The sequence below is a fragment of the Pseudoalteromonas shioyasakiensis genome, from assembly GCF_001550135.1.
Taxonomy (GTDB): domain Bacteria; phylum Pseudomonadota; class Gammaproteobacteria; order Enterobacterales; family Alteromonadaceae; genus Pseudoalteromonas; species Pseudoalteromonas shioyasakiensis.
Genome location: NZ_LRUE01000015.1, coordinates 264,874 through 289,663 on the forward strand (window position 1 = coordinate 264,874; position 24,790 = coordinate 289,663).

Annotated in this window: 28 protein-coding genes; 6 read left to right on the forward strand and 22 right to left on the reverse strand. The window is 40.5% G+C overall.

Annotated features, from left to right (window positions below):
• Positions 1–50: 50 nt before the first annotated feature.
• The 10 genes from PASHI_RS10355 to PASHI_RS10400 form a co-directional block, all read right to left on the reverse strand.
• Complete coding sequence (locus PASHI_RS10355; RefSeq protein WP_062565538.1) at positions 51–1,421, reverse strand: sigma-54-dependent transcriptional regulator; 1,371 nt, start codon at positions 1,419–1,421, stop codon at positions 51–53.
• Positions 1,418–3,157, reverse strand: a complete 1,740-nt coding sequence (locus PASHI_RS10360) for a sensor histidine kinase (protein ID WP_062565539.1) — start codon at positions 3,155–3,157, stop codon at positions 1,418–1,420. The genes PASHI_RS10355 and PASHI_RS10360 overlap by 4 nt, the downstream gene beginning before the upstream one ends.
• A gap of 23 nt (positions 3,158–3,180) precedes the next feature.
• A complete protein-coding gene (locus PASHI_RS10365) occupies positions 3,181–5,163 on the reverse strand; it encodes a TonB-dependent receptor plug domain-containing protein (RefSeq protein ID WP_244269391.1) in 1,983 nt (660 codons plus the stop codon).
• A gap of 183 nt (positions 5,164–5,346) precedes the next feature.
• Positions 5,347–5,616: a CBU_0592 family membrane protein gene (locus PASHI_RS10370; protein WP_054552127.1), complete on the reverse strand. Its 270-nt coding sequence runs from the start codon at positions 5,614–5,616 to the stop codon at positions 5,347–5,349.
• A 147-nt stretch (positions 5,617–5,763) separates the two neighbouring features.
• Complete coding sequence (locus PASHI_RS10375) at positions 5,764–6,015, reverse strand: hypothetical protein (RefSeq protein WP_054563976.1); 252 nt, start codon at positions 6,013–6,015, stop codon at positions 5,764–5,766.
• A gap of 39 nt (positions 6,016–6,054) precedes the next feature.
• On the reverse strand, positions 6,055–6,459 hold the full coding sequence (locus tag PASHI_RS10380; RefSeq protein ID WP_054563975.1) for a DUF1761 domain-containing protein: 405 nt from the start codon (positions 6,457–6,459) through the stop codon (positions 6,055–6,057).
• 152 nt (positions 6,460–6,611) lie between these two features.
• Positions 6,612–7,145 carry a response regulator transcription factor gene (locus PASHI_RS10385; protein ID WP_062565540.1) on the reverse strand — a complete coding sequence of 178 codons (534 nt, stop codon included), beginning with the start codon at positions 7,143–7,145 and terminating at the stop codon, positions 6,612–6,614.
• Positions 7,142–8,353 (reverse strand): sensor histidine kinase, encoded by a 1,212-nt coding sequence (locus PASHI_RS10390; RefSeq protein ID WP_062565541.1) that lies wholly within the window; start codon positions 8,351–8,353, stop codon positions 7,142–7,144. The genes PASHI_RS10385 and PASHI_RS10390 overlap by 4 nt, the downstream gene beginning before the upstream one ends.
• 17 nt (positions 8,354–8,370) lie before the next feature.
• A complete protein-coding gene (locus PASHI_RS10395) occupies positions 8,371–8,775 on the reverse strand; it encodes a nuclear transport factor 2 family protein (RefSeq protein WP_054563972.1) in 405 nt (134 codons plus the stop codon).
• A gap of 8 nt (positions 8,776–8,783) precedes the next feature.
• Positions 8,784–10,094 carry a metal-dependent hydrolase family protein gene (locus PASHI_RS10400; RefSeq protein WP_062565542.1) on the reverse strand — a complete coding sequence of 437 codons (1,311 nt, stop codon included), beginning with the start codon at positions 10,092–10,094 and terminating at the stop codon, positions 8,784–8,786.
• 151 nt (positions 10,095–10,245) lie between these two features.
• On the opposite strand from PASHI_RS10400, the gene PASHI_RS10405 reads away from it, so the two are divergent.
• Entirely contained in the window at positions 10,246–11,319 is a 1,074-nt protein-coding gene (locus tag PASHI_RS10405) for a ketoacyl-ACP synthase III (protein ID WP_054563970.1), read from the forward strand.
• A gap of 69 nt (positions 11,320–11,388) precedes the next feature.
• On the forward strand, positions 11,389–11,775 hold the full coding sequence (gene gloA2, locus PASHI_RS10410) for an SMU1112c/YaeR family gloxylase I-like metalloprotein (RefSeq protein ID WP_062565543.1): 387 nt from the start codon (positions 11,389–11,391) through the stop codon (positions 11,773–11,775).
• 1 nt (position 11,776) lies between these two features.
• Here gloA2 and PASHI_RS10415 read toward each other — a convergent pair whose 3' ends face one another.
• Positions 11,777–13,138, reverse strand: coding sequence for a leucyl aminopeptidase family protein (locus PASHI_RS10415; RefSeq protein WP_054563996.1), 1,362 nt, complete (start codon positions 13,136–13,138; stop codon positions 11,777–11,779).
• A gap of 88 nt (positions 13,139–13,226) precedes the next feature.
• Positions 13,227–13,637 carry a hypothetical protein gene (locus PASHI_RS10420; protein ID WP_054563995.1) on the reverse strand — a complete coding sequence of 137 codons (411 nt, stop codon included), beginning with the start codon at positions 13,635–13,637 and terminating at the stop codon, positions 13,227–13,229.
• 106 nt (positions 13,638–13,743) lie between these two features.
• Between PASHI_RS10420 and PASHI_RS21825 the strand changes: the two genes are divergently transcribed.
• The 3 genes from PASHI_RS21825 (at position 13,744) to PASHI_RS10430 (ending at position 18,409) form a co-directional block, all read left to right on the forward strand.
• On the forward strand, positions 13,744–13,896 hold the full coding sequence (locus tag PASHI_RS21825) for an oxidoreductase-like domain-containing protein (protein WP_082401749.1): 153 nt from the start codon (positions 13,744–13,746) through the stop codon (positions 13,894–13,896).
• A 297-nt stretch (positions 13,897–14,193) separates the two neighbouring features.
• Positions 14,194–16,779, forward strand: coding sequence for a TonB-dependent receptor plug domain-containing protein (locus PASHI_RS10425; RefSeq protein WP_062565544.1), 2,586 nt, complete (start codon positions 14,194–14,196; stop codon positions 16,777–16,779).
• A gap of 145 nt (positions 16,780–16,924) precedes the next feature.
• Positions 16,925–18,409: a tetratricopeptide repeat-containing sulfotransferase family protein gene (locus tag PASHI_RS10430; RefSeq protein WP_062565545.1), complete on the forward strand. Its 1,485-nt coding sequence runs from the start codon at positions 16,925–16,927 to the stop codon at positions 18,407–18,409.
• Here the strand turns inward: PASHI_RS10430 and PASHI_RS10435 are convergent.
• The 10 genes from PASHI_RS10435 to PASHI_RS22010 all read right to left on the reverse strand — a co-directional run bounded on the left by PASHI_RS10435 (position 18,342) and on the right by PASHI_RS22010 (position 23,953).
• Positions 18,342–19,244 carry an alpha/beta fold hydrolase gene (locus PASHI_RS10435; RefSeq protein WP_062565546.1) on the reverse strand — a complete coding sequence of 301 codons (903 nt, stop codon included), beginning with the start codon at positions 19,242–19,244 and terminating at the stop codon, positions 18,342–18,344. The two genes, PASHI_RS10430 and PASHI_RS10435, sit on opposite strands and share 68 nt — an antisense overlap.
• A gap of 488 nt (positions 19,245–19,732) precedes the next feature.
• Positions 19,733–19,948 carry a hypothetical protein gene (locus tag PASHI_RS22005; RefSeq protein ID WP_063527368.1) on the reverse strand — a complete coding sequence of 72 codons (216 nt, stop codon included), beginning with the start codon at positions 19,946–19,948 and terminating at the stop codon, positions 19,733–19,735.
• Between the two features lie 199 nt (positions 19,949–20,147).
• Positions 20,148–20,546, reverse strand: a complete 399-nt coding sequence (locus PASHI_RS10440; RefSeq protein WP_062565547.1) for a hypothetical protein — start codon at positions 20,544–20,546, stop codon at positions 20,148–20,150.
• A 134-nt stretch (positions 20,547–20,680) separates the two neighbouring features.
• On the reverse strand, positions 20,681–21,310 hold the full coding sequence (catB, locus tag PASHI_RS10445; RefSeq protein ID WP_062565548.1) for a type B chloramphenicol O-acetyltransferase: 630 nt from the start codon (positions 21,308–21,310) through the stop codon (positions 20,681–20,683).
• Positions 21,311–21,439: 129 nt separating this feature from the next.
• Positions 21,440–21,691 (reverse strand): hypothetical protein, encoded by a 252-nt coding sequence (locus tag PASHI_RS10450; RefSeq protein ID WP_062565549.1) that lies wholly within the window; start codon positions 21,689–21,691, stop codon positions 21,440–21,442.
• 109 nt (positions 21,692–21,800) lie between these two features.
• On the reverse strand, positions 21,801–22,133 hold the full coding sequence (locus PASHI_RS10455) for a hypothetical protein (protein WP_062565550.1): 333 nt from the start codon (positions 22,131–22,133) through the stop codon (positions 21,801–21,803).
• Positions 22,134–22,248: 115 nt separating this feature from the next.
• A complete protein-coding gene (locus PASHI_RS10460; protein WP_062565551.1) occupies positions 22,249–22,755 on the reverse strand; it encodes a hypothetical protein in 507 nt (168 codons plus the stop codon).
• 116 nt (positions 22,756–22,871) lie between these two features.
• On the reverse strand, positions 22,872–23,150 hold the full coding sequence (locus PASHI_RS10465; protein ID WP_055022527.1) for a hypothetical protein: 279 nt from the start codon (positions 23,148–23,150) through the stop codon (positions 22,872–22,874).
• A gap of 115 nt (positions 23,151–23,265) precedes the next feature.
• Positions 23,266–23,685: a hypothetical protein gene (locus PASHI_RS10470; protein WP_062565552.1), complete on the reverse strand. Its 420-nt coding sequence runs from the start codon at positions 23,683–23,685 to the stop codon at positions 23,266–23,268.
• Positions 23,686–23,785: 100 nt separating this feature from the next.
• Positions 23,786–23,953, reverse strand: a complete 168-nt coding sequence (locus PASHI_RS22010) for a hypothetical protein (RefSeq protein ID WP_156426480.1) — start codon at positions 23,951–23,953, stop codon at positions 23,786–23,788.
• Positions 23,954–24,503: 550 nt separating this feature from the next.
• Here PASHI_RS22010 and PASHI_RS22160 point away from each other — a divergent pair.
• Entirely contained in the window at positions 24,504–24,725 is a 222-nt protein-coding gene (locus tag PASHI_RS22160; protein ID WP_208855491.1) for a phage integrase N-terminal SAM-like domain-containing protein, read from the forward strand.
• Positions 24,726–24,790: the final 65 nt, after the last annotated feature.

The following is a 24,790-nucleotide window of genomic DNA, read 5'->3' on the forward strand; positions in this document are numbered from 1 at the left end:
TGCTGTCACCAGTTCCACCCATTGTGAAGAGTTTAATGTGAGAGAGTTGCTTAGTCTTTGAACATTTCGCGATTAATACCGTATTTGGTCATCTTGTCGTAGAGGGTTTTACGTGCAATTTGTAATGTGGCCATGGTGTCTTTTATGCTGCCATTGTTTCGTTCTAGCGCTTCTTCGATAAGTGACTGCTCATAAAAGCTAATTTTCTCAGCAAGGCTTAAGTCTTGAGCAAGCTCGTTGTCACTGTTTGCATCACTGTACGAGGCAAAGGCCAGATCAGAGCCTAGCAATACCGCACGTTCAGCCTGATTTCTAAGCTCTCGCACATTACCCGGCCAATCGTAAGCAAGAAGTCGCTGCTTTGCTTCACTACTTAGTGGTGCAGGCGGTTTATGAAAACGTGTCGCTGCTATCGAGCTAAAATGTTTAAACAGCAGTGGAATATCGGCCTTTCTGTCTCGTAATGCCGGAATACTCACTTTAACTAAGTTTAAGCGGTAATATAAATCGGCTCTAAACTCCCCCGCTTCGACCAGTGTCATTAAGTCTACTTTTGTAGCTGCAACTATACGCACGTCTAAATCAATGGCGTGGTTATCACCTACAGGCGTTACTTTACGCTCTTCAAGCACCCTTAATAACTTTACTTGTAAACTTGCAGGCGTTGACTCTATTTCATCTAAAAAGACAGTACCGCCTTTAGCAAATTCAAATTTACCTTGGCGAGATTGCGTAGCACCTGTGTATGCACCACTGGCTGCACCAAAGAGTTCGCTTTCAATCAGTTGCTCGGGAATTGCACCGCAGTTTATGGCAACAAAATTAGCCGCTGATCTGTTACTTTGATCGTGCAAGTAACGGGCAACTAACTCCTTACCTGTTCCTGTTTCACCTTCTATTAAAACATCAGCGGGAGTATCGATAACTGCATTGAGTAAATGCATCATTTGTTGCATTTGCTCGGTTTCACCTAAAATTCGCACACCCGGCGCAGAGGTTTTCTCTACTGCGATTTTTAAGGCGCGGTTTTCCATCACTAAAGCACGTTTTTCTGAAGCGCGCGCGATACAATCTAACAATTGCTCTGTTAAAGGTTTTTCGAATAAATCATAAGCGCCAAGCTGCATGGCTTTAACAGCTACAGATACATCGGCAAAGCCGGTAAGAAAAATAACCGGAAGTTCACTATCAAAGGCTTTCACTTGTTCTAAAAGTGCCAAACCGTCCATTTTTGGCATGTTTATGTCGCTTAAAACGATCCCTTCAAAACGACGACTTAATTTTGAAAGTGCCGCAGTTGGCTCACTAAAACACTGAACTTGATAACCTTCAATCTCAAGGAGTTGCTTTAATGAATCGCGGATCACCGCTTCGTCATCAATAACGATTACCTGATTACAGGTCGCTGCAACTACACTCATGATGGTTCCTTATTTGTTTGTAGGGTTATTATAAATTGTGCGCCGCCTTCAGGACGGTTATGCGCCGATAATCGACCGTTAAATGAGTCGATAATTTGTCGTGAAATAGATAAACCCAAACCTAAACCGTTGCTGGTTTTTGTACTGTAAAATGGCTCAAAGATGTTACCTAATGCGTGTTGATCAATACCTGGGCCTGTATCAAGAATAGAGAGTTTTACGCGGTCGTCGAATAGTTCGAGGTCGAAACTCAATTCGCGCTTTTCAGATTCACTCATTGCTTGGCTGGCATTGGTGATCACGTTTACCAAGACTTGTTCAAACTTAACGCTGTCGACCCACACCGTTATGTTTGCATCAATATCAGCAGCTTTTACCTCGATATCGTCTTGCTTTAACTGGGCGCTGGCGATCATTAACGCATTTTTTAACATGCTCGCTAAGCTTTGCTGCCTAAGTTGGGTTTGTGCGGGTTTACTAAAATGCTTAAGCTGAGCGACAATTTTGTGAACACGCTCTATTAGGGATTGCACCAGCACTAAATTTTCGCTGGCTTGCTCAATATTGCCTTTAATAAGCAGCCTCTTTGCACTTACTAAATAAGTGTTCATGGCACTTAAGGGCTGATTGATTTCATGGTTAATGCCCGCACTTAATTGACCTATCGTTGCAAGCTTAGCTGTTTGGATCAGTGCTTTTTGCGCTTTTTCGAGCGCTTGGGTTCGTTCAATTACTTCTTGCTCAAGGCTATGTCTTGAAAACAAGAGCTTTTTGTAGCCCGCAAAGCGCACCATCGCCATATGAATTAACACCACGGCAATAGCATAAAACACACTAAACCAAAGCAGCCGAGGTATTTGCGCAAGCTCCACATTAGTTACATCCACCAGCACACTGGCTTTGGCGTTTATAATGTCTATTGTTTCTGTGGCACTAATAAAGCGCGCTTGCTTGCCATTAAGCTGAATATTTTGCTGTGCGGTTTGTTCACTTAAAGACTTATGATTATGTTTAAGTAAACTCGGTTTATGTGACAAATAGCGTCTCGACTTAACCAAAGCAGCCATTTGTTCGTCGTTAAGCGATTCAAGTGACTTTAATCGCCAGTCCTCAACGTCTGACATCACTATGACGCTATCTTCTAGTGCGATATAAAAGTGAGTGCTGTCTGATGCATTAAGTAGCTGTCGGTCTTGTTCAAACTTTTTCGCATTCACTTTTAACGTGACAACGGCAATCACTTTGCCCTTCTCTATAACGGGCTCTGAAAAGTAAATGCCCCGCTCACTGGAACGCATACCTAAAGCAAAATAAGCAACTTTTTCACCTTGCTTGGCTAAATAAAAATAAGGCCGAAAAGCAAAGTTACTACCCAAAAAGGTGTAATCAACTTGCCAGTTACTACTTGCCACCACCGAGCCTGTTAAATCCATTAAATAGACATCTGATGCACCACTGGCACGTTGGATATCTTCTAAATAATAATTAACAGCCTGCTCGCCTATACCTTGCTTAACCACAAAAGATTTAACTAAATCATTGGCACTCACTAGGGTCGGAATTGTTTTAAATCGGGCTAATTCGCTTGAAAAATAATGACTTAACTGAGTAGCTTGAACACGGCTTTGTTGCTCTGCTTGTTGATAGTCGTGAGCGCGTCCAAGGTAAAAAACTAACACAAGCAACAATAAAAGCATTGCACCTGCAATAACTAACTTTTTACTTAATGACGACATTCAAACCTTTGAGAGCAGCGCAACTAGAAATTAAACTGGTAGTGTAACGATAAATCTTCTGTTGTACCAGCGACAGCGCCATTGTCCATACGTGGATCAAACACATTATATTTTTTACCTAACAGATTTTCTGCTTTGAGCATTAGTTGGCTGTTAGCGTTTAGCTGCCATTTTAAGCTGCCACCCAATAAACTATAGGCAGACTGTTTAAAGTGAGCACCGGTAACTGAACTTACTTCTACTTTATCACGCCATAGTAGGTTTAAACTCACTTGCCAGCTGTCAGATAAATTATAACTACTCACTAAGCTTGCAAAACGCTTAAAGCTCGCATTAATTGGGTCTTCAAAGTATTGCGTATAAGTACCTGTTACAGAGAACTCTTTACTCGATTGCCAAGTACCATCAAGTTCAATACCGCTGTTTTGGGTGTTAAATGAGTTTGTAAAAGTAAACAAGGCATCATTAGATTGCGTTGGCTCAATGTTTATAAAATCATTGAGTTCATTATAAAAAAGCACCGCATTAGCCTGTAACTCTGAGGTTTGATAATGCCAAACAAGCTCAGTGGTTTTGACCGATTCAGAGCGAAGTGATGGGTTACCTACTGTGACATCATCATTTGAAAAAAGCTCATTAGTAACCGGGGTTCTGAACGATTCGCCATATTGCACTTTTACGGTATGCTCTGGATTTATTACATAAACACCCGCAAGGCGAGGCGAAAGTTTACTGTCGATGTCTTTCACATCGTCATAGCGTGCCCCTACAAATAAAGTAAGTGCATCTGAATAAGGTATTTTTAACTGCCCGTAGGCGCTATATGTTTCGAAGGTATATTTAAGTGATGCAAATTCAGGAAAGTCCATCACCGTCACAATACCTTGCTGATAATAAGCGGGGTCAATAATCACTAACATCGACTCATCATCATAGTAATTAGTACGTACCCCAGCTTCGACTTGTTTAGCCTCTGCGTATTCTATACCAGCGGCAAGCTGCCATTGATTATCAAATTGATAACTCAGTTCAGTCTCAAATTTGCTATCGATCGTTTGCCAAGCTGGACCAAGTAAAAAGTCAGGTATATCGTCAAACGCAGCGATTAAACCAGCACTTGAGATATTATGTTTAGTGTACGAGTAACTAGAGTCTAGCTTTAACTTGTCGTTATTAATCCAATTATATTTAATGCCAACAAAAGTGTTATCACTAGTGTGTTGGTTTTGCGTTGAATAGCCGGCAAGGTTTAAAAATTCATCAAGAGAGGTTTCGTTGTAACGAGCACGTAATTGCAGCTTTTTGTAATCAACACCTGCTTCTAGGTAAAGCGCTTCAAGAGGATCTTTTACTCCTTGCGGGTAGCTTTCGCCGTCTTTTTGATCATACGAAAAACTCGCAAAGAGTGATGTATCATCATTAAAAGAGGTATTGAACTGCCCTGTTGCCCCGTAGCGACCATTATTGCCAACCACAAGTTGCAGAGCATTTCGCTCTTTAGAGGTAACAATATTCATCACCCCTAAAAACGCATTACTGCCATACAGCGCCGAGCCTGGACCGCGAATAAACTCTATTTTTTCAATGATTTCAATAGGAATATAAGGCATGTAAACAGAGGCTTTACCAAATGATGATTCATTGACACGCTCACCATTGATCATCACCAGTACATTGCCGCTATCAAGGTATACACCCCGAGCATGATCTTTAGGCACAGCACCAACCCAATCGCCACGGGTTGATTGCATACCTGGCACAAAATTCATTACCTCATAGGCGTTATCAACACCAAGCGCTTGAATTTGTTTACGGCTAAATACACTCATGGTTGAAGGAACAGATGACAAGGTTTCGCTGGTTTTACTAGCAATATCGACTTGCACATTAAGCAAGTCTTCAAAACTTAAAGAGAATAAGTCTTGCTCGTCAGTCGCATTTGCAACCATTGGAATGGTTGAGGCAACTGCAATTGAAAAAAGTGCTGAACATCTTAAAAGCTTCACGCTGCGAGATACCTGTACTAATAGCCCATGCTGCAAAAGCAACACCTTGTTTACACTATTAATACAAAAGATTGGCAAGCTTGCAATGTTTTTATAGTTTTAGTTGAAGACTTCTCGGAAGTAGATACAAAAAAACCCACTTTCAGCTAAAAATGGGTTTTAATTTTATTGAGCTAAGCTTAATTAAGCTGTTTCAACATTACCAGTACGCTTTGCCTTGATGTACTTATATAAACCAATAAGTGACGCCGCTATCCAGAAAATTTCGATAACAAAACTAGCAAGGTTAAAGTTATAACAAAGACTAATCAGTAACAGAATCGCACCTGTTAAGTTCATCATGTTATACACAAGGCCGGTTGGCGATGCTTTATTCAGTTGTAATAAAAAGAAAGCACCAACCACTAAGAATGTGCCTGTCATGCCAATAATATCAAATAAAAGTGCTATCACGTGCGTGAATCCATTTTGTTCATGTGTTTATACCCATACAACTGGCCCAATCCATGGGGAGGGTTGTTTTCATTCATTGAAACAGCAAACCGGTCAATAGTATCAGAGCATGAGGGATAAACGAGGATAAATGTCCGTATTTTAATTCTATTTATGCGTTACCTTACCACCGATAATTTTTAGAGCAGGTGCACCGCGGATCATTGTTTCGCGGGCGAATTGACGTTGGCAGTCAGGGCAGATACCTGTTTCATTGGTAAAGTCTTGGCTAATACGTTCAACAAAACATTTAACCAACGCTCCTTTTCCACCTTTGCGGTATTTAAATAATTGGGTTTTACATTGTGAGCAAAAAATATCGACTGTTTTGGTCGGGCCTTTTTTGTTTGGTTTTGCCATTACAACTACATTGCTAAAATAAAACCTTACCTTAACATGTTAGGGCCAGAGCCCCAAAACTAAGCCGATAACAGAAAACTGTAATATTGAATAACTTGCATTAACTAAGAACAATTTTAATGGGCGTTGTTCAAAAATATAGCCAATACCTAAGGCACAGCTAACCCAGCACAAGCCAATAATAAACCCTGTGCCAACAGCTACTCCCACATTGACATTTGCGCCAATAAATAACGATAAACTAAATGCAATTAAACAACATAAAACAAAGCTACCGCCAAACACCATAACTGGGTTAATACTCTGTAGGTCAAGTTCAGTTAAACCACAGCTTTCCATCCAAATACGTTTAAAAAGCCAAGGTGAATACCACACAGCGCCCAATAAGAAAGATGCAAGGGCAGCAAAAAAGATCGCGAAGTAATTAAGTTCTGAAAAATGCATACGCCAGACTCATACAACTAACAGGTTTAATTTGACTTTAGTTAAGGATCAGCGATGCAGCAAATCAAAAAGGCTGAGTTTTGTACCTATTAATATCTAAACCATACTTTAGGATTAACCGCAGAATTATTTCAGTTTAATAAACAATCAATTTAGTGTTGTACGGGTTTTTTCTGTAATTTACGTTGTAGGGTTCTTCTGTGCATATTCAGTTGGCGCGCAGTTTCAGAGATATTACCATTGTTGCTATGCAATACATGTTGAATATGCTCCCACTCAAGACGCTCTGGCGACATTATTTGGCTTGGCTCTGGGTTTACCGATGAGGCACCAGCTTCAACATCACCCAAGATTGTTTTTAATAATGAATTGAAATCGACAGGCTTTGGTAAGTAGTCATCAGCACCTAAACGTATAGCTTCTACTGCACTGGCAATACTGGCAAACCCCGTGAGCAATACGATACGAGCTGAAGGAAATTGTTCTCTTAAAGGTTTAATTAGCGCAAGGCCGTTATCATCCCCGAGTTTTAAATCCACCAGAAAGTGGCTTGCCTCAAAAGTGGTTGTTTTTTGTAAAGCTTGCTCAGCGTTATGAGCAAGTGAACATGTGAAGCCTTGTTTTGTAAAGCGCCTCGCAAGCGTGCTGGCAAGGTTTGCATCGTCTTCAATAATTAAAAGTTTCATACAATTTTTAAACTAACCATCGCAATCGCGCCTTGCTGTGGGTGATTACTTAGTGTTAATGAGCCATTTAAGCGCTCTAAGGTTACATTAGAAAGCATAACTGCCATTCCCATTCCATCGCTACTTGGCATGAGCTGACCGCCTAATGATGCCATTTGTTGCTCGCTAAATCCTTGACCGAAATCACGTAACGACAATGAAAGTATTTGCTCATCGATTTGCCATTTAGCTTCGATGTTGTGTTGCTGATTATGGTTATTTGCCGATACGGCGTTTTGTAACAAGTTTAAAATAGCCGGTAACAGCATAGCATCACTTAAAATCGAACAATCAGGGGCGTCATTTAGCCACTGTAAGCTTTGCTCAGGAAAATGCAGAGTCATCGCATCTTGAATGGTATTTTGCAGTGCTTTAGCACTAATCACTTGTTGTGTTTCACCAGTTCTTAGTGCATTTGAAAGTGACCTAAAATGAGCAAGTTGCTCTTTACACTGAGCTAATGGCTTGGCCATTTCATGCACAATGGGGTCATCAGCTTGTTGCTCTTTAAGCTCTTCAAATAACAGCTGTAAGTTTGCTATCGGCGTTGCAAGTTGATGCGTTACTTGTGCGGCAGCGCCATCAAGCGTTAATAATTGCTCATGCCTTAATTGTTGCTCGCGGGTACGGGAAATAGTAGCTTCTCTGGCTCTTAACGTGCTGTTTAATGTGCCAATTACAAAGGCAATAACGATGGCGCTGATAACAAAGTTAATCCACATACCAATAAAATGATGAGTCATCTGCATTTGGTGCATGGTGTGTTCGGGCATTTTTATCAGTAAAAAACTATAAGCGGCGATTGCCAGCACAGCCGTGTAAGCAAGCCCTTTCGCATTAACCGTCACCGCCGCTATCATTATCGGTAACAGTAATAACGAAACAAATGCATTTGTTGCTCCACCACTTAAGGAGAGCAAAATAGTTAAAAACAATAAGTCGGCTGTCAACTGCATCAACACAGCTGCTGGCTTGGCTTTCGTTACTTTTCTATAAGCGAATATACTTAACAGCTGAAAGATTGCTTCAATACAAATTACAGCAAGTAAAGGTAATAATGGAATTTGGTATTCAAACAGAAAATATACCGCAATCACAGCAACAAACTGCACGGCGATTGCGGCGCTTCTTAAAATTAGTAGGCGACTGATCGCCGGATCGGTTTGCATAACGGACTCTTTAAAGCTTAATCATCGTCCATTGAAATTGTAAAAACAGCACAAGGCGTTCCTTGATGAAACACCATTTGCCATTGTTTACCATTAAAACGCCACAGTGACATACGCACTGAGTAGTTAAACTCTGAGCGAGCTGAACGTCTAAAGGCCGCTTGATAGCTTAGCTGTGCAATATCATCACTGAGCATTCGGCCTTTAAAATGTTGATTATAAAACTGCGGTACCACCTCAGTTGGTAGGCGGGTTAAAACTTGGAACTTATTAAATGACGTGCCATCAGCGGCTATTTCAATAAAATCATCATCAAGTAATGCATCAAGCGCTTCAGCAGATTGACGTACCTCTGGCTCAAGGAGCTGTCGCTCTGCATCAATTAAATGATTAAATAACGTCTCTTTAATTTTACCGCCCATAGTAACCCTTACTGTTTGAGCACTTTACCGCCCTTCATAACAAACTGAACCTGACTAAGTTCACTAATGTTATCAAGTACATTCATATTCACGCTGATAATATCTGCTTGTTTACCAACACTCAAGTCACCGAGGTTATCACTTTGACCTAATAGTTTAGCAGCTTCAACGGTGGCTGATTTAATAGCTTGTTTTGGTGTCATGCCATATTTAACTAATAACTCGAACTCTTTAGCATTATCACCATGCTTAGATACGCCTGAATCTGTACCAAAGGCTATTTTAACCTTGTTTTTTAACGCCAATTTAAACGATGCTTCCATTTTTGGCGCAACTACTTCGACCTTATCAGCAATTGCTTTTGGCATATTCGGATTATTAAGTACCTCTTCTTTAACTGTTGCGCCAGCGAGTAAGGTTGGAACTAAATAAGCGTCTTGCTTTTTGAAAAGCTTAACCGTGTCTTTATCTAAAAAAGAGCCGTGTTCGATTGAATCAACACCTGCTCTAAGTGCTGCTTTTATACCTTCTGTGCCATGAGCATGAGCGGTCACTTTGCGGCCTAAATGATGGGCTGTGTTTACAATGGCACTGAGTTCTTCATCAGTAAATTGCTGATTAACCCCTGCCGCTGTATTACTTAATACACCACCTGTCGCGGTAATTTTAATTACATCTGCACCGCTTTTAATTACATCGCGTACTGCACGAGTACAATCGGCAGCGCCATCACACACCCCTAAGCCACCCCCTTCTGTCGCTTTGGTGATATCACGGCGATAGCCATGCATATCACCGTGACCACCGGTCGGTGTGATCATATCTCCCGCTGCAAAAATGCGCGGGCCAACAATGTCGCCACGTTCAACTGCTCGCTTTAATGGAAAGATAACTTGATAGCTGCTACCTAGGTCGCGCACAGAGGTAAAACCTGCATCAACCGTACGTTGTAAGTACTTTAGAGAGCGAAGAGCGTAATCGGCTTCGTATTCAGTTGCCCATTGGTGTGGGTTACGTTTTGCATCTCGCTCAAAGGTAACATGAACGTGCATATCAATCAGACCCGGCAATACCATCTGATTTTTTAAATCAATAACATCTGCATCACTGAGGTTTAATTGCTGCTTTGTTAGAAAACCAGCTTTTATTGCGGCAATTTTATTGTCTTCAATAACCAGCGTTTGCTGCTCTTTGACATCTTGATCAGTGCCTACCAGAATCTTTCCAGCATGAATAATGGTGGTTTGTGCATTAACAGCAAACGAAGATAATAAAGACAGTACCGATAATGTACTTATTTTTAGGTTTATTTTTTTCATAATCGCCTCTTTTTTATACTAGGTTTAACTTAAATACTCAGTAAATGCCATTATTTACGACATAGCGCGGCAATGAACTAGTGTTAACAAGTGAATTTTGATATAACTTCGGAAAAATTTAACAAGTCTGACCACATAAAGAGAACACATTATGTCTTATGCCCAAATTACTGGCTGGGGTAAATGTATACCACCAGCAAGCATCAGCAATGATGAAATTAGCAATATTGTTGATACCAATGATGAATGGATCACAACACGTACAGGCATCAAATCTCGCCGTGTCAGCCATGTTTCTACTGCCGATTTAGCGACCGTTGCCGCAAAGCAAGCCCTTGCTTGTGCTGGTGTTGATGGTAAAGACATTGATCTTGTACTTCTTGCGACTTGTACACCATCAACTATGGTGGCAAATACGGCCTCTTTAGTGCAGAAAAACATTGGTGCGGTTGGCGCAGCAGCAATGGATACTAACGCTGCATGTTCAGGCTTTTTATATGCATTACAAGCAGCAACGGCACAAATTCGTGCAGGCATGATCAAAAAAGCGGTTGTTATTGCTGCTGAGCGCATGACTTGGTACATCAACTGGGCGCGTCGCGACAGTGCTGTATTATTCGGTGATGGTGCTGGTGCGGTTGTTTTAGAAGCTTCAGATACACCATCAGGTTTACTTGCGACTAAAACAGGCTGTGACAGTGAAGACCGCGATATCTTGCACATCGAAAACTTTGGTAGCGATTTAAATAAGTACGAGCCAATTGGCCCGTCTAACTTATTATTCGAAGGTCGCGAAATCTTCAAGCGTGCTGTTAAAGGTATGAGTGAAGCTTGTGACGACGTGCTGAACCAAGCACAGTTAGAGCTTGATGACATTGACGTATTAGTTCCTCACCAAGCCAATTTACGTATTATCCAAGCTATTCAGCAACGTTTGAAAGTAGCTGATGAAAAAGTAATGGTGAACATTGCCGACTACGGTAATACGTCTGCTGCAACAATTGCGATTGCAATTTGTGAAGCTGTTGAGCAAGGCCTTATCAAACCTAACTCAAACATTATGTCAGCGGCCTTTGGTGCAGGTTTAACGTGGGCGGCAAGTTACATTAAATGGGGCGAACGCGTGACACCTATTGCAGTGTCTGATGCAGCCTTACCTGAGTGTGATAAAACAGGCCTTGAACTTGTTGCACCAGCTGTTGCAGCATGTAAAGCGGCAGAATAATACCCCTATTATTTATAGAAAAGCGCGGCTTAGTCCGCGTTTTTTTATGAGCAAAAAATGGACTATATAATGGAATTATTAGGCATACATCACGCTGCAATCATTTGTAGCAACTATGAAAAATCAAAGCATTTTTATAATGAAGTATTAAAACTGCCGATTATCCACGAACTATACCGTGCTGAACGTAACTCGTATAAGTTAGATTTAGCACTTCCTGATGGTAGCCAATTAGAATTGTTTTCGTTTCCTGGAGCGCCACAAAGACCCAGCTATCCAGAGGCACAAGGGCTACGCCATTTGGCGTTTAAAGTTGCTGATATTGCAAAATCTAAGCAGTACTTAGAACAACAAGGCATTTCGGTTGAAGAAATAAGAGTGGATGAAATCACCGGGAAGCAATTTACGTTTTTTGCCGATCCCGATGATTTACCGTTAGAGCTTTACCAACTCTAGATTATTGGAAGCGATCTTGTAAGTAATTGAACACGGCGCGAATACCCAATGCCTCACCACCTGTAGGGCGACCTGGTAATGCACGTAAGTTCCAAGCCATAACATCAAAGTGAACCCAAGGAGTACTTGGCTCAATAAACTCTTTTAAATAAAGAGCAGCAGTGATCGCACCACCAAAAGGAGTGGAAGCACAGTTAGCAATATCAGCTACGTCACTTTTTAATAATGCTTTATATTGATCAAATAACGGAAGTTGCCATACAGGATCATGGCAGCTTTCGCCTGCATCCATCAATTTGTTAGCAACATCACGGTTATTTGCGAAAAAGCCCGGTAATTCAGTGCCGAGGGCTACACGACAAGCACCAGTCAGAGTTGCAAAATCAACGATAAGATCGGGGTTATCATTTTGTGCTTCAGCAAGTGCATCACACAGCACTAAACGACCTTCAGCGTCCGTGTTATCAATTTCTACTGTGATCCCTTTGCGAGTTTTGATCACATCACCTGGTCTAAATGCATTTCGAGAAACCGCATTTTCAACCGCAGGTACCAGTACTCGTAAGCGAATTGGTAAGTTGGCAGCCATAATTAACTGGGCAAGACCAATAACATGCGCGGCACCGCCCATGTCTTTTTTCATATTACGCATGCCTGAGCTTGGTTTTAAATCTAAACCACCTGAATCAAAACACACGCCTTTACCGACTAAGGTAATCTGTGGAGCATCTTTTGCGCCCCAGCGTAAATCAAGTAAGCGAGGCTTATTCTCAGACGCACGACCAACCATATGAATTGTCGGGTAGTTTTGCTCTAATAATTCATCACCAACCCACTCACTAAACTCACCATCAAAGGTGTCGGCTAAATCAGCCATCACTTGTGATAGGTGTTGCGGCATCATATCTGCAGCAGGCGTATTAACTAAATCACGCACTAAATTAATAGCACTTGCATGCTGCGATAGACGCTTAACTAAGCTTTCATCTTTAATAGCTAGTGTGGCACGTGGCGATGGTTTTTCTTTATATTCACTAAACTCGTAACCACCTAACACAAAACCCAGCGCTACTTGTTCTACAAATTTGTCATCACCTTGAATTTGATAACAACCTGCTGGCAGTTTTGTTGATAAGTCACCTGCTAACCAAAAGTCTTGTAAATCATTAACTAAACAATACACATGCTCAAGTGAACCGGTTTCACTATCAGCAATTAAGGCCATGCCTTTGTTTTTAAAATCACAATTCGTTAGCCAATTTTGTAAGGCTTGCGGCTGCTCGGTTAACCACGTTGATAGGTCAGCTTTAGCAATAAATGACAGGGGAATTCCCGTAGAAGAATGGCGAATTAATGAACTCATTAAACGACTCGATATAAAGAAAAGGTATTTAAGCATACCAATATCTTGATACAAAAGGTATAGGCAAAATCAGATAAGCAAAACCTAATCAGTCTTTGTTTTGCTTCTCTTTTTCTTCTTTTTCTACTTGTTGATCAATCTCTTTAATCGACTTATTGATATTGAATGAGCTAGGTAGCACATCAACACCAACCCATTGCCCCAGTTTTACAACCAAAGGAATTGTCACGGGTGCAAAGGGTAATACAGCAAATACGCCCAAACCGAGTCCTTTTAATATATCTAAAAATTGCTCATTGGCAGTATGCAATTCTTCTTTAGTAGCTTGGCCTTGGGTGTATCGCCTATAGATATGAAGCATCTCTTTTGTTTCTTGCTTTTCTTGGGCAAGTGCGATTTTAAGTGCTACCATAGCGCGCTTGAAGCGTAGAGTCTGACGCTTTTTGGTAATTTTAGCCACTCTGAATGGGGCTCGATGAATAACTTTGTATAATCGCATTTGGTTATTTTCACACAGCATGTGAAGTTCACAAAGCATAATTTACTTATATTAGTTTTTGTTTTATTCTTAATACTCTATTCGTAATTATTTTTCAGTATTAAACATGAACACACCTATACAACAGGCTGAGCCAAAACCCCAAAAGCCGGCCCCAGATGAATGTTGTGGTGGTGGTAGTTGTTGCCCATGTGTTTGGGATGAATACCGAGAAAAATTAAAGCAATGGCAATTAAACAACATTCCGCAACAAGCCTAATAGACCGTTCCAAATCCAATTTCGCTTAAAAACCAATCAAAAAATTCCTTTTTTAAAATATTTTTAGATATTTTATATACTTTCTTACGCTTAAAAGAAAAAACAAGAATAAATTATCCCTTTTGATTTCATGCACATAATTAAAAAAACAATAATAACGTGCAAATAAAAACGCCAAAAACAACATCGCATTAACAATTTGCAAAATAAATTTACAGGCTGTATAAGAGATTTACACCAAGTTTATTATTTAACTTCGGTGACATAATCATAAATATTCTAACTGGGGAAGTCAGAATGAAATTCAAAAATAATGCGCTACAACAAGCAATTAAATTTGCTCTAGCGACAACAACAGCAGGTCTGTTTGTGTCGGGTTCGGTTGTTGCTGCAGAGCAAGCAGCAGAAGAAACGAAAGTTAACAAAAACGTAGAAAAAATTGCCGTGGTAGGTACTCGTTCTGCGCCACGTTCAATCGGTGATTCACCGGTGCCAATTGATATCATTGGTGGTGAAGAGCTAGATAAAGGCGGCAACACCGATATGCTAGAGCTTTTAAAAGGCTCAGTTCCTTCTTTTAACGTTCACCAAAACCCAATTAGTGATGCAGCGTCACTTGTACGCCCTGCTAACTTACGTGGTCTTCCTTCTGACAGCACATTAATACTTGTTAATGGTAAACGTCGTCATCGCGCATCAGTTATTGCCTTCTTAGGTGGTGGTATCAATGATGGTGCTCAAGGTGCTGATATCTCAGTTATTCCAAGTATTGCCCTAAAGCAAGTAGAAGTACTTCGTGACGGTGCTGCGGCACAATACGGTTCTGATGCAATCGCTGGTGTAATGAACTTTGTATTAAAAGATGCCTCTGAAGGTGGTTCATTCGAAATTCGTCAAGGCGAATACTACGAAGGTGATGGCGATACAACACAAATTTCAGGTAACGTAGGTCTACCATTTACCGATAGTGGTTTTGCTAACTTAAGCTTCCAATATAAAACAGCTGATGCAACTAGCCGTTCAGTACAACGCCCTGATGCTGCGGCACTTAACGCAGCTGGTGTACCTGAAGTATCTTCTTTAGCACAAATTTGGGGGGCACCTGAAGTTGATGATGATATTACAATCTTTGGTAACATTGGTCTTGAGTTAAGCAACTCATCTGAATTCTACATGTTTGGTAACTACTCTGAGCGTGACGTACGTGGTGGTTTCTACTATCGTAACCCACACACTCGCCCAGGTGTTTACTCAAATGACGGCGGTGAAACACTGCTTGTTGGTGATTTAACTGGCGATATGAGCGGTAACTGTCCTACCGATATCATGATTGATGATAACGTTTTAGATAACCAAAGATACATCGATCTAGTTGCTAACAACCCAGACTGTTTTGCATTTAACGAAATGCTTCCAGGCGGTTTTACACCTAACTTCGGTGGTAACATCACAGATACTGCATTAACAATTGGTACTAAAGGTGAAATCACTTCTGGTTTCCTTGAAGGTGCTTACTATGACTTAAGCGGTACAGTTGGTTACAACGAATCTCGTTACTTCATCTACGACACAATCAATGCATCATTAGGCCCAGAAAGCCCGCGCGATTTCAGCCCAGGTAAATACTCACAGTTAGAGAAAAACTTTAACGCAGATTTATCAAAAGGTTTTGACTTTGGCTTAGCTTACGATGTAAACGTTGCCGGTGGTCTAGAATGGCACGAAGAAACATTCACAGTTGTTTCTGGTGACGAAGCGTCTTTCACAGCTGGCCCACTAACAGAACAAGGTTTTGGTATCGGTTCAAATGGTTTCCCTGGTTTCAAACCATCTGATGCGGGCGAGTATACACGTCGTAACTATGCTGCATACGTTGATGTTGAAGCACCATTCACAGAAGACTTCCTAATGGGCTTAGCACTACGTTATGAAGATTATGATTCATTTGGTTCAACAACTAACTACAAGTTAACTGGTCAATACCACTTAACTGAAGACTTAAACATTCGTGGTTCAATCAGTACAGGTTTCCGTGCACCAACTGTTGGTCAAGCAAATGTAAGTAACGTTCAAACAAACCTAAGCAGCGGTGTTCTTGTTGACTCAGCACTTTTACCACCAACAAACCCAATTGCCGTGCAATTAGGTGGTACAGAGCTTGAACCTGAAGAATCACAAAGCTATACATTTGGTGCAGTTTGGACAATTGGTGACTTATTCTTCACAGTTGACTACTACAACATCCAAGTTGATGACCGTATCAGTCAATCAGATAAAATTGAGTTAAGCCAAGCTGATAAAGACACACTTGAAGCAGCAGGCGTACCAAACGTACAAAACTTAGCGCAAGTAAGCTTCTTCACGAATGACTTTGATACAACAACCCAAGGTGTTGATGCTGTAGCTAACTACTCAACTGATTTGTTAGGCGGTAGCTCAACATTCAGCTTAGCGTATAACTGGAACGACACTGAAGTAACTAAGTCAACAGACATTACTGGTGAGTTTAAAGTAAGCCGTTTAGAAAATGACTTACCAAATCACCGAGCAACGCTTAGCTGGGCACAACAGTGGGAGAATTTCTCTGCATTTACACGTGTTAACTACTATGGCGAATACCAAGGCGTACACGTAGATTACGATGCAACAGCGAAAACAGCTGATGCTGCAGTAACGATTGATGCAGAAGTGACTTACTTCCTAACTGAAGAGCTTAGCTTCTCTGTAGGTGCGACAAACTTATTCGACCAAGAAGCAGAGAAACTTGATTTCTATGACAGTACTGGCATCCCTAACAATAACTGGGGTGGTAAATACTACGAAACGTCGCCATATGGTATCAACGGCGGCTTCTATTACGTGAAAGCTACGTATACTTTCTAAATAGAACAGCTTTCTAGGTTGAGCAATCAACCTAGAAAGTCGATACCCCGGATTTATTCTGGATATTTATAGTTAACCAAGGCGAAAGACATTTCGCCTTTTTCGTTTTATAGTAAATAAAAATAACAAATAACCCGCCATTCCTATGCTGTTACAAAAAGCGAATCAACTACTGAATGAAAACAAGCTTAAAGAGGCTGAGTTTCATTTTAAAACCATTCTCGATTCAGATCCTGAAAATGGCGAAGCGTTATTTGGATTGGGCCGTATTGCACTGCGTTTAGAACGTTATGATGCTGCGGTTTACCTTCTACAAAGAGCCTGTGAACGACTACCTCACATGCTTGAACCGCTCCATGCTCTTGCCGATGCTTTTAATGGCGTGCATTCACCGCAAGATGCATTAACTGTACTAGAATATGCTAAATCAATTGCCAGCCATAACCCTGAGCCACATTACTATCTTGCTCAGCATTATCTAACCTATGGTGAGCTAGACAAAGCGTACATTATTTTAAAGCATGCCCTTGGTATGGGAAATTACCCTGTAAAAGCATACATTTTATTTGAGTTAGTGCAGTTTGGACGTTTTAACAACGAACAAAATTACATAAATGAGCTACACCAGTTTTTAACTTTAACCAATAATCTGCGCTTAAAAATGGTGTGTTATTATGCACTGGGTAAAAGCTATGATCAGTTAAATGATACAGGACAAGCTTTTAACTACTTCAGCCTTGCTAATAAGCTACAAACAAAACTCACGCAGTTTAAAACCCGTGACTTAGTACCATTTTATCAGCGCATCATAGAGCAAAATACTGCCGAGCTAATTGATGCCAGAGACAAAACATTCACAGGCACAATCACACCCATTTTTATAATTGGCATGCCAAGAAGTGGCTCAACGCTGGTAGAGCAAATGCTGGCAAGCCACAATGACTTTGCCAGCCTTGGCGAAGATGCCAGTATCAGTAATCAGGTTGTTGCATACCTTGAACAACAAACGCAACTCCCCTACCCAGATTGCTTAGCAGAGCTGAACCAAGGGCTAATTAACAATGCCCGCAATATTTATATTGAACGAATAAAGCAAGCCCCAGTTGTGCGCCCCTTTATGATCAATAAGCTACCAGCTAACTATCAGTCACTTGGATTGATTTACTTACTCTTTCCTAACGCCAAGTTTATTAATATGCAGCGCGAGTATAATGCAATGGCTTGGTCAGTTTTTAGCAACTATTTTGCTGAAAACGAACCTTATTTTTGTTCACTCCCAGAGTTTAAACAGTATTTTGATTTGTATCAGCAGTTAATGGAGCATTGGCAAAACGTGATGCCAGAGGCGGTTTTTGATTTAAGCTATGAAGCACTTATCAGTGACAGCGAACAAACACTAACAGCCCTGTGTAAGTTCTTAAACATTGAGTACAGCACACAGTTTTTAGATTTTTATAAGTCAAAAAAACCGGTGGCAACGCTCAGCAAAACGGCTGTAAGACAGCCGTTAAGTGATAAAGCATTAGAGAAATACAAACGCTACGAGAGCGCAATGCACACGCTTATGCGTGAGTCTCAAACCAGTTCAACAAGTCAACAAATTGATCAAAACGCGCCTGTGGGTGAGTAAGCATATTTATGTGATCATAATCGACCTTATGGCCAAACTTACGGCCATAAATGGTCATCGTTTGCTTGCCGATGCCCGACTCTTCCATAAATTTTTCAATATCAATCGGCTGGCATAGGGCTTTATCTTTAATACCCGCCACATGCATAATGGGCGGCAGCGCCTTATCAGCTAATGCGTTGGCGTAATCAAAGCCATCGTCAGTATCGACCCAAGGTTTACGCTTAGCCCACTGCATACTTTGATAATGTGATTTACGGGTTTCATCATCACTGCCCCATTTCAGCTTTTTAGCAGGCACAAAACCATGCTTACGGGCAACTAATGGCGCCAAACCATACCAAATCAAATTACCTTGAATATACTTGCTTGGGTGATGGTTATACAAAGACCGTTTAGAACCAAAATAACCGCAGGCTTTCACATCATCAATCAACTCAGGAAAACGGGCAAACACACTGTTCATTAACACCCCGCCCCACGAGTGCGCCACCCAATAACGCGCAGGCTCGCCTTCAAGCTGCTTAATTTTATCTAAAAATGCAGGGATATCTTCTAAAATAGCCTCGGTTTGACCATACTTTGCATGCTTTGAAATCGCAGGTTTACTCTCACCACGACCACGTAAATCTGCCACATAGCAAACATAGCCATGCTCAGCTAAAAATGGCGCTAAACCTTTATTGCTGTGGGTGTAAAAGATTTTGCCATTTTCAACGGCACCATGCATAAAAAACACCGCAGGGCCTTTCGCATCAGTCTTACTGATACGGCGTAAATGTAAGGTTTGGCTTTCGGCGAGTTTAATAAACACCGATTCTTGTTTAATCGTCACGTTTGACCTTTTTATTCTTATAGACTCATCGTACCAGTGTTAAGTTACGCCAGTCTATTCAGCAAAGCAAGTTTTGGTGTGTGGCGATTGCCATTCAAAATGAGAATCTCAGGCACGATGAGATTTTGACTAAATTGTAACACCAATGCAGAGCCATTATTTATCGATGTTAGAAGTTCGAGTTACAGAAGCCTTTGGCTAAATGATCTCTAACAAAAAGGCTATGAAAAAGTGCTGAAGAAGTTTGTTTGGTGATTTTAATGCTACGTAATTAACATATTCTGGAGAGACGGCATTGTGCCATGTGCGGTCATTAGGCCATCATTGAGTGTGACTAGACGTTGAGCATGACCATATTAGGACAAAAATGTTTAGAGTATTTATTTGGTAGCTCAACACTAAGAGACTGATAATGCTTGGCTAAACTTGTGTAGCGAAGCGAAACTGAGCCAAGCGTTAGCAGTCACACCTTAATTGGCTTGTTATGTTTAATCACTAAGGCTAATGACACCCAAATTAAATTTATCCATTTCTTCTGGGTAATTTATTACAGTTGAATAAACCAAAGTTCCATTACAGCTTACTGTTACTTTATAAATATCGCTTCTAGATAATACCGTAAATCCTTCATTGAATTTTCCACTTACATCTCGGGTATAAAAGTTATGAATGATTTCGGCATCATTGGGGATTAATGAAAGCAAACAGTCTCCTTCTACTTCACCCGAAATAGAAACAACATTTTCACCTATTAATAATAATGAGCATCCGGAAACGACCCCAACACAAACGAGAATACAATATCGAATCATAAATTAAACATAATGCCATAATAAACAGCGCAAAATATCAGGCTAAACTAAGCGAAGAATGAGCGCAACCCCGCTGTTCTATGTCCATTGTTTAATTAATTTGTTCTGTTCTCTTTTTAAACTGTACGTATTTAACATGTACTTTATTACCGTCTGTACCAAATGCATTAGGTAAGACTATTGCTTTTCTCAGCCCTCTTAATATGACCCTTGAATGTATTCGTGGTGGATTAATACTCAATATTTTTAAATTTATTACTTTACCTTCATTTGATACATCAAATTCCACGGTGGCTTCTGTATTTGTTACTGCACAAGCAGAAGGTAAAGAAGAATTGAACCGTATTGTACTGGGTTCAAAAATACTGTCTTTACCTTCTATTGGTGCTGCGATGCTTATGGGCTCATCTAGCAAATCAACATCAGGGTCATTGCATGCTTTAGTTACGCCAAATTGGACACCAACCACAAGTAATAATGTGCTAATCATTATACCTCCTGAGAATATAACGCCGCGTTAAGGGTGCCGGCACGCAATACATAAGCTTCTGCAATGCACCGTAAACACTGAACCCAACGCAAACCAAAAATGCCACGCGTGCCAAATCCCTCTTAAACGCTTTGTTATGTGCGTACTTCCTGCTTCCAATAATTGTAAAGGTTTTCAATGTCACAGGAGCAAAGGTGCTTAATACCGCCCTTTAAAACGCTCTCAGGCCAATCCCACCACTGCATTTCAAGCAACATGGCTATCTCTGACTCCGAAAAACGGAACTTAATATGTTTTGCTGGATTTGAACCGACAACCTCATATGGCGCTACATCTTTGGTTACGACAGCTCTACTTGCGATGATGGCGCCATGACCTATTTTGACGCCAGACATAATCATTGCTTCTGAACCAATCCAAACATCATTGCCAACTACAGTATCACCTGCGCGTTGAAATCCATCAGTAGCATCGGCGAAAATCTCATTGTCTTGGTAAAAGAATGGAAATGTACTAATCCAATCGTTTCTATGCCCCTGATTTCCCGCCATCATAAACACCGCGCCGGAGCCTATTGAACAGAAACTACCGATAATAAGCTTATCAACATCATCTCTGTCCGGACTGAGATAACGAGCACAGTCATCAAAGCTATGGTTGTGATAGTAACCAGAATAGTAGCTATGCTTGCCTACAATAATATTCGGGTTTGTCACTTGTTGCTTTAACGTGATCCCCGAAAAAGGAGATTCAAAATAATTCATAATCTTAATTTATCCTAGAAGCACATAACGCTTTGCTAAGGGGCAATTGACTGTTGGCAATACTTGCGCGAAGCGCCAAGCCAACTGTTAATTGTCCCAGTGAGTTTACGAACGAACTTGAGCAACTTGTTATAAGCCATCTTTAGCACCATGCGTAAACAGTAAAAACTTGGGGGCATAACCCGTAAATACAACATGCCCTGATATATATGACATACCAAACGTCACGATACCTAATAGCCAAATACTATGATCATATGGTTCAGTGAACGCAAAAGTTACCGTAGCTAAAATAGCAAACAATGAGAGTACAAAGATGAAACCCGCAAGCACCCTAAAAGGAGTTCTAACTTTAGCTAATTGTTCCTTCGGTAAACTCATATCTTCCTTTGGCTTATAACGCTTGGCTAACCGGCGCAAAATAGCAGGCTAAAATTAGCGACGAAGGAGCGCAAGCCTGCTGTTTTGCGTCCCTAGGTTTAGGCACTTGTTATGTATTTTTTAACCTTAGCTTATACAAACCAGTTAACCTTTTTGATAAGCCCATACAAATCATCACTGCATAGAGCAATGCAACAATATTCCACCCTAGATAAATTAGAACTCCAGTATTAATAAAGCTATTAATATACAAAGCCCAACCTAAATTTCGGTCTATTGCTCCTTGGGCAAAGTCAGTACTATTTACTGTAAATAAAGCAACAGTCCCCATTAACGCAAAAATGAAGAAAAGTACTGAAACAGGATAATAAATCCACACAACTTCAAAATATGCACTTAAAGCGAAGATTATGGTGATTATTGCCCACCTAATTGTTTTCATACTCAAAACCTAAGAAATACATAACGCTTGCCGTAAACGGCACAAAATAGCAGGCTAAAATTAGCGACGAAGGAGCACAAGCCTGCTGTTTTGTGTCCTTTGTTTAACGGCCTTGTTAGCAGTTGCTTTGTTTCCGCCATGCTCTTATTTTTTTAACTAAAGAGACTTCATTTTCACCAGCTACTGAAGAGCCATAAAACTGCGGGTTAATTTTGAAACCATAAGGCCCCATAACTCTGTACTCTGGAGCAACTGAGATAATTACGAGACCGGCTTTTAGGCCTCCAGTAGCTCTATGAACTGGATTTTTGCAACCTCTCACGGCTTTTTTAGGTATGGTCTTCATCCCAAAAACTGTGCAAACTTTTAAAGAATCAGAGTTAAGCTCCAATGCTCTACCACGTGGGAAGAACAGCATTATTTGATAACCAAATTCACACAATACAATCCATATGAGACACGCAACAAAAACAATAAAGTAAAAATCACTTAACTCATTAAAATTAACAACGCTATCAACAAGATCTTGCCACAAAGCATTGATCAGCCACACTCCACCAATAAAAAGAAGTATGTTCAGAATTAATGTTGATAATTTGAAGGTAAAATTTTCGTTGTTCACTTTTGACTGCTAACGCCCTGTTAATGGGCGGATTACGCTTGGCTAAAATTAGCGAAGAATGAGCGCCAGCCAAGCAGTAAGGCGTCCATTTTAAACAGCTTGTTAGGTTACGAACCTCAATCTACATTGTGATACTGTGCTGCTTGTTCGTAACAGTTAACACATACGACTGACATTTGATTAAACTCTCTGAATCTTTCTGTCATGCCGTCCTCTTCCTCAAAAACAGCCTCACATTGATAACACCAAGCTTGAAGATCATTTGGAACGCTTGAATTTTCAATGAAACCGAGAGGCTCTCCCTCAGGTTTGACAAGATGACCACATAGTACGGCAGCCACTCGCTTTCCATGCTTACCGCAATCAATATACATCGGTTCTATATCTGTACTCATTAGTAACCTAACGCCCGCATAATGGGCGGATAAAGCTTGGCTAAAATCGCGAAGAATGAGCGCCAGCCAAACTTTAGACGTCCATTTTTAATGCGCTTGTTAGGTGTACTTACACTCAAATGTTTTGTGTATATGCATTAATACCAATTAATTCGGAAACACCATTACCCGATTTTAAAGCGAAATTTATTGAAGAAACAAACATATCCAATGATAAAACTTCAAATTGAACCGTAAATTTTGCTGAATTCGATTCGCCATCTGAAACTGAAATAAATACAGCAGTATGGCCAGCAGAATCGATGCAATAAAACTTAAGAAAACAGTGTCCATAAGATGAGTCGACTTCACCTACTTCGAAGATTATTTCATCCGAATTAGACTTGGGAAAACTAGACAAATTTTCTGCGAGATCACGCAGCGATTGAGCATTAAAATACTGCTCCGTTTCTCCTGCGAATCGCTCATTGCATGCCTTAACCCATATTTTGGATGGATCATCTTGCAAAAACTCGAGCTCTAATCTGGGTTGCATCTATATGTACACCTAACGCCCAGCACAGCGGCTGGCAAAGCTGGCACGTAATTGCGCAGCAATTTGAGTGACAGGTTTGACAGTCCGTTGCTGCTGCTTGTTAAGCATTTCTTGCTCCTGAAACTGGATAACCCCACTCGTTTTCTTTACGGACTATGAAATACCATAAATCCGAACCATTTTTCGGTGTTTTAGCTGATGAGGTGTAAATACACTCGCCATTTGAGCTTGTAGTTAGAAGCACTTGCTCGATAACTTCTTCTTCCATTCTCGATCCTTTAGAAATTATCTTCAACTCGAACAGTTCGTCATTCCATGGTTCTCCGAGAGGCCGAGATAGCTTAACCTGAATATGCAATCTAGATTCTGAATCCAATTCACAACTAGTTTCAGTGCTTGGCATCCAGTCCGGCCTTAATCCCTCAGAAAACTCCTTCCTTACCTGAATTATGGATGGTTCATAGCCTTGGTCAGCTTCAATTTCACCTATGCATCCCCAGCAATCACCACCACAATCGATCGATAATGGATCACCCTTAACTTCTAGTTCTCTATTGCAAATGTGACAATGTGAATTCATAGGACTGATGCTTAACATGTTTATAGCGAGCGAATCGCGCGTTTTTCTTCTATAGCATCGCTCGCTTTTCTTATTAGATTATTTTTAACAAACTTGTTAACTAATTGCCAGTGTTATTAAAATTTAGGAGTTCTCGCTTTTACCTCAGGATAAAAACGAGCGATTGGGTCGTTTTCTTGACTATACGAGCGACTGAGCTAAAGCTGTATATATACAAATTCATTTCAAAGGAATGAAAATGAAAACTCGTTCTCCTTATTTAAACTACATTGCAGACTATATGCTCACTCGTCAGTATTCATTAAGAACAATTAACGCTTATTTAGGTTGGATCGCAAAATTTATTCTCTTTCACATCAAACGTCACCCAAGCTCAATGGGAGATGCAGAAGTCAAAGCGTTTTTAGACCATATTGTATTAAAACGTAATATGTCACCTAAACACAAAGCGCAGCTTTAAATGCGCTGGCTTTTTTATATAAACATATTGTCAAAAATGAGCTTTCTTTAAACTTGAATTTTGCA

Excerpts from the sequence above, each read along its gene's own strand:
- PASHI_RS10355 (WP_062565538.1), bottom strand. The coding sequence starts at position 1,421 with ATGAGTGTAGTTGCAGCGACCTGTAATCAGGTAATCGTTATTGATGAC.
- PASHI_RS10360 (WP_062565539.1), bottom strand. The coding sequence starts at position 3,157 with ATGTCGTCATTAAGTAAAAAGTTAGTTATTGCAGGTGCAATGCTTTTA.
- PASHI_RS10375 (WP_054563976.1), bottom strand. The coding sequence starts at position 6,015 with ATGGCAAAACCAAACAAAAAAGGCCCGACCAAAACAGTCGATATTTTT.
- PASHI_RS10380 (WP_054563975.1), bottom strand. The coding sequence starts at position 6,459 with ATGCATTTTTCAGAACTTAATTACTTCGCGATCTTTTTTGCTGCCCTT.
- PASHI_RS10385 (WP_062565540.1), bottom strand. The coding sequence starts at position 7,145 with ATGAAACTTTTAATTATTGAAGACGATGCAAACCTTGCCAGCACGCTT.
- PASHI_RS10390 (WP_062565541.1), bottom strand. The coding sequence starts at position 8,353 with ATGCAAACCGATCCGGCGATCAGTCGCCTACTAATTTTAAGAAGCGCC.
- PASHI_RS10395 (WP_054563972.1), bottom strand. The coding sequence starts at position 8,775 with ATGGGCGGTAAAATTAAAGAGACGTTATTTAATCATTTAATTGATGCA.
- PASHI_RS10400 (WP_062565542.1), bottom strand. The coding sequence starts at position 10,094 with ATGAAAAAAATAAACCTAAAAATAAGTACATTATCGGTACTGTCTTTA.
- PASHI_RS10405 (WP_054563970.1), top strand. The coding sequence starts at position 10,246 with ATGTCTTATGCCCAAATTACTGGCTGGGGTAAATGTATACCACCAGCA.
- gloA2 (WP_062565543.1), top strand. The coding sequence starts at position 11,389 with ATGGAATTATTAGGCATACATCACGCTGCAATCATTTGTAGCAACTAT.
- PASHI_RS10415 (WP_054563996.1), bottom strand. The coding sequence starts at position 13,138 with ATGAGTTCATTAATTCGCCATTCTTCTACGGGAATTCCCCTGTCATTT.
- PASHI_RS10420 (WP_054563995.1), bottom strand. The coding sequence starts at position 13,637 with ATGCGATTATACAAAGTTATTCATCGAGCCCCATTCAGAGTGGCTAAA.
- PASHI_RS21825 (WP_082401749.1), top strand. The coding sequence starts at position 13,744 with ATGAACACACCTATACAACAGGCTGAGCCAAAACCCCAAAAGCCGGCC.
- PASHI_RS10425 (WP_062565544.1), top strand. The coding sequence starts at position 14,194 with ATGAAATTCAAAAATAATGCGCTACAACAAGCAATTAAATTTGCTCTA.
- PASHI_RS10430 (WP_062565545.1), top strand. The coding sequence starts at position 16,925 with ATGCTGTTACAAAAAGCGAATCAACTACTGAATGAAAACAAGCTTAAA.
- PASHI_RS10440 (WP_062565547.1), bottom strand. The coding sequence starts at position 20,546 with ATGATTAGCACATTATTACTTGTGGTTGGTGTCCAATTTGGCGTAACT.
- catB (WP_062565548.1), bottom strand. The coding sequence starts at position 21,310 with ATGAATTATTTTGAATCTCCTTTTTCGGGGATCACGTTAAAGCAACAA.
- PASHI_RS10450 (WP_062565549.1), bottom strand. The coding sequence starts at position 21,691 with ATGAGTTTACCGAAGGAACAATTAGCTAAAGTTAGAACTCCTTTTAGG.
- PASHI_RS10455 (WP_062565550.1), bottom strand. The coding sequence starts at position 22,133 with ATGAAAACAATTAGGTGGGCAATAATCACCATAATCTTCGCTTTAAGT.
- PASHI_RS10465 (WP_055022527.1), bottom strand. The coding sequence starts at position 23,150 with ATGAGTACAGATATAGAACCGATGTATATTGATTGCGGTAAGCATGGA.
- PASHI_RS10470 (WP_062565552.1), bottom strand. The coding sequence starts at position 23,685 with ATGCAACCCAGATTAGAGCTCGAGTTTTTGCAAGATGATCCATCCAAA.
- PASHI_RS22010 (WP_156426480.1), bottom strand. The coding sequence starts at position 23,953 with ATGGAAGAAGAAGTTATCGAGCAAGTGCTTCTAACTACAAGCTCAAAT.
- PASHI_RS22160 (WP_208855491.1), top strand. The coding sequence starts at position 24,504 with ATGAAAACTCGTTCTCCTTATTTAAACTACATTGCAGACTATATGCTC.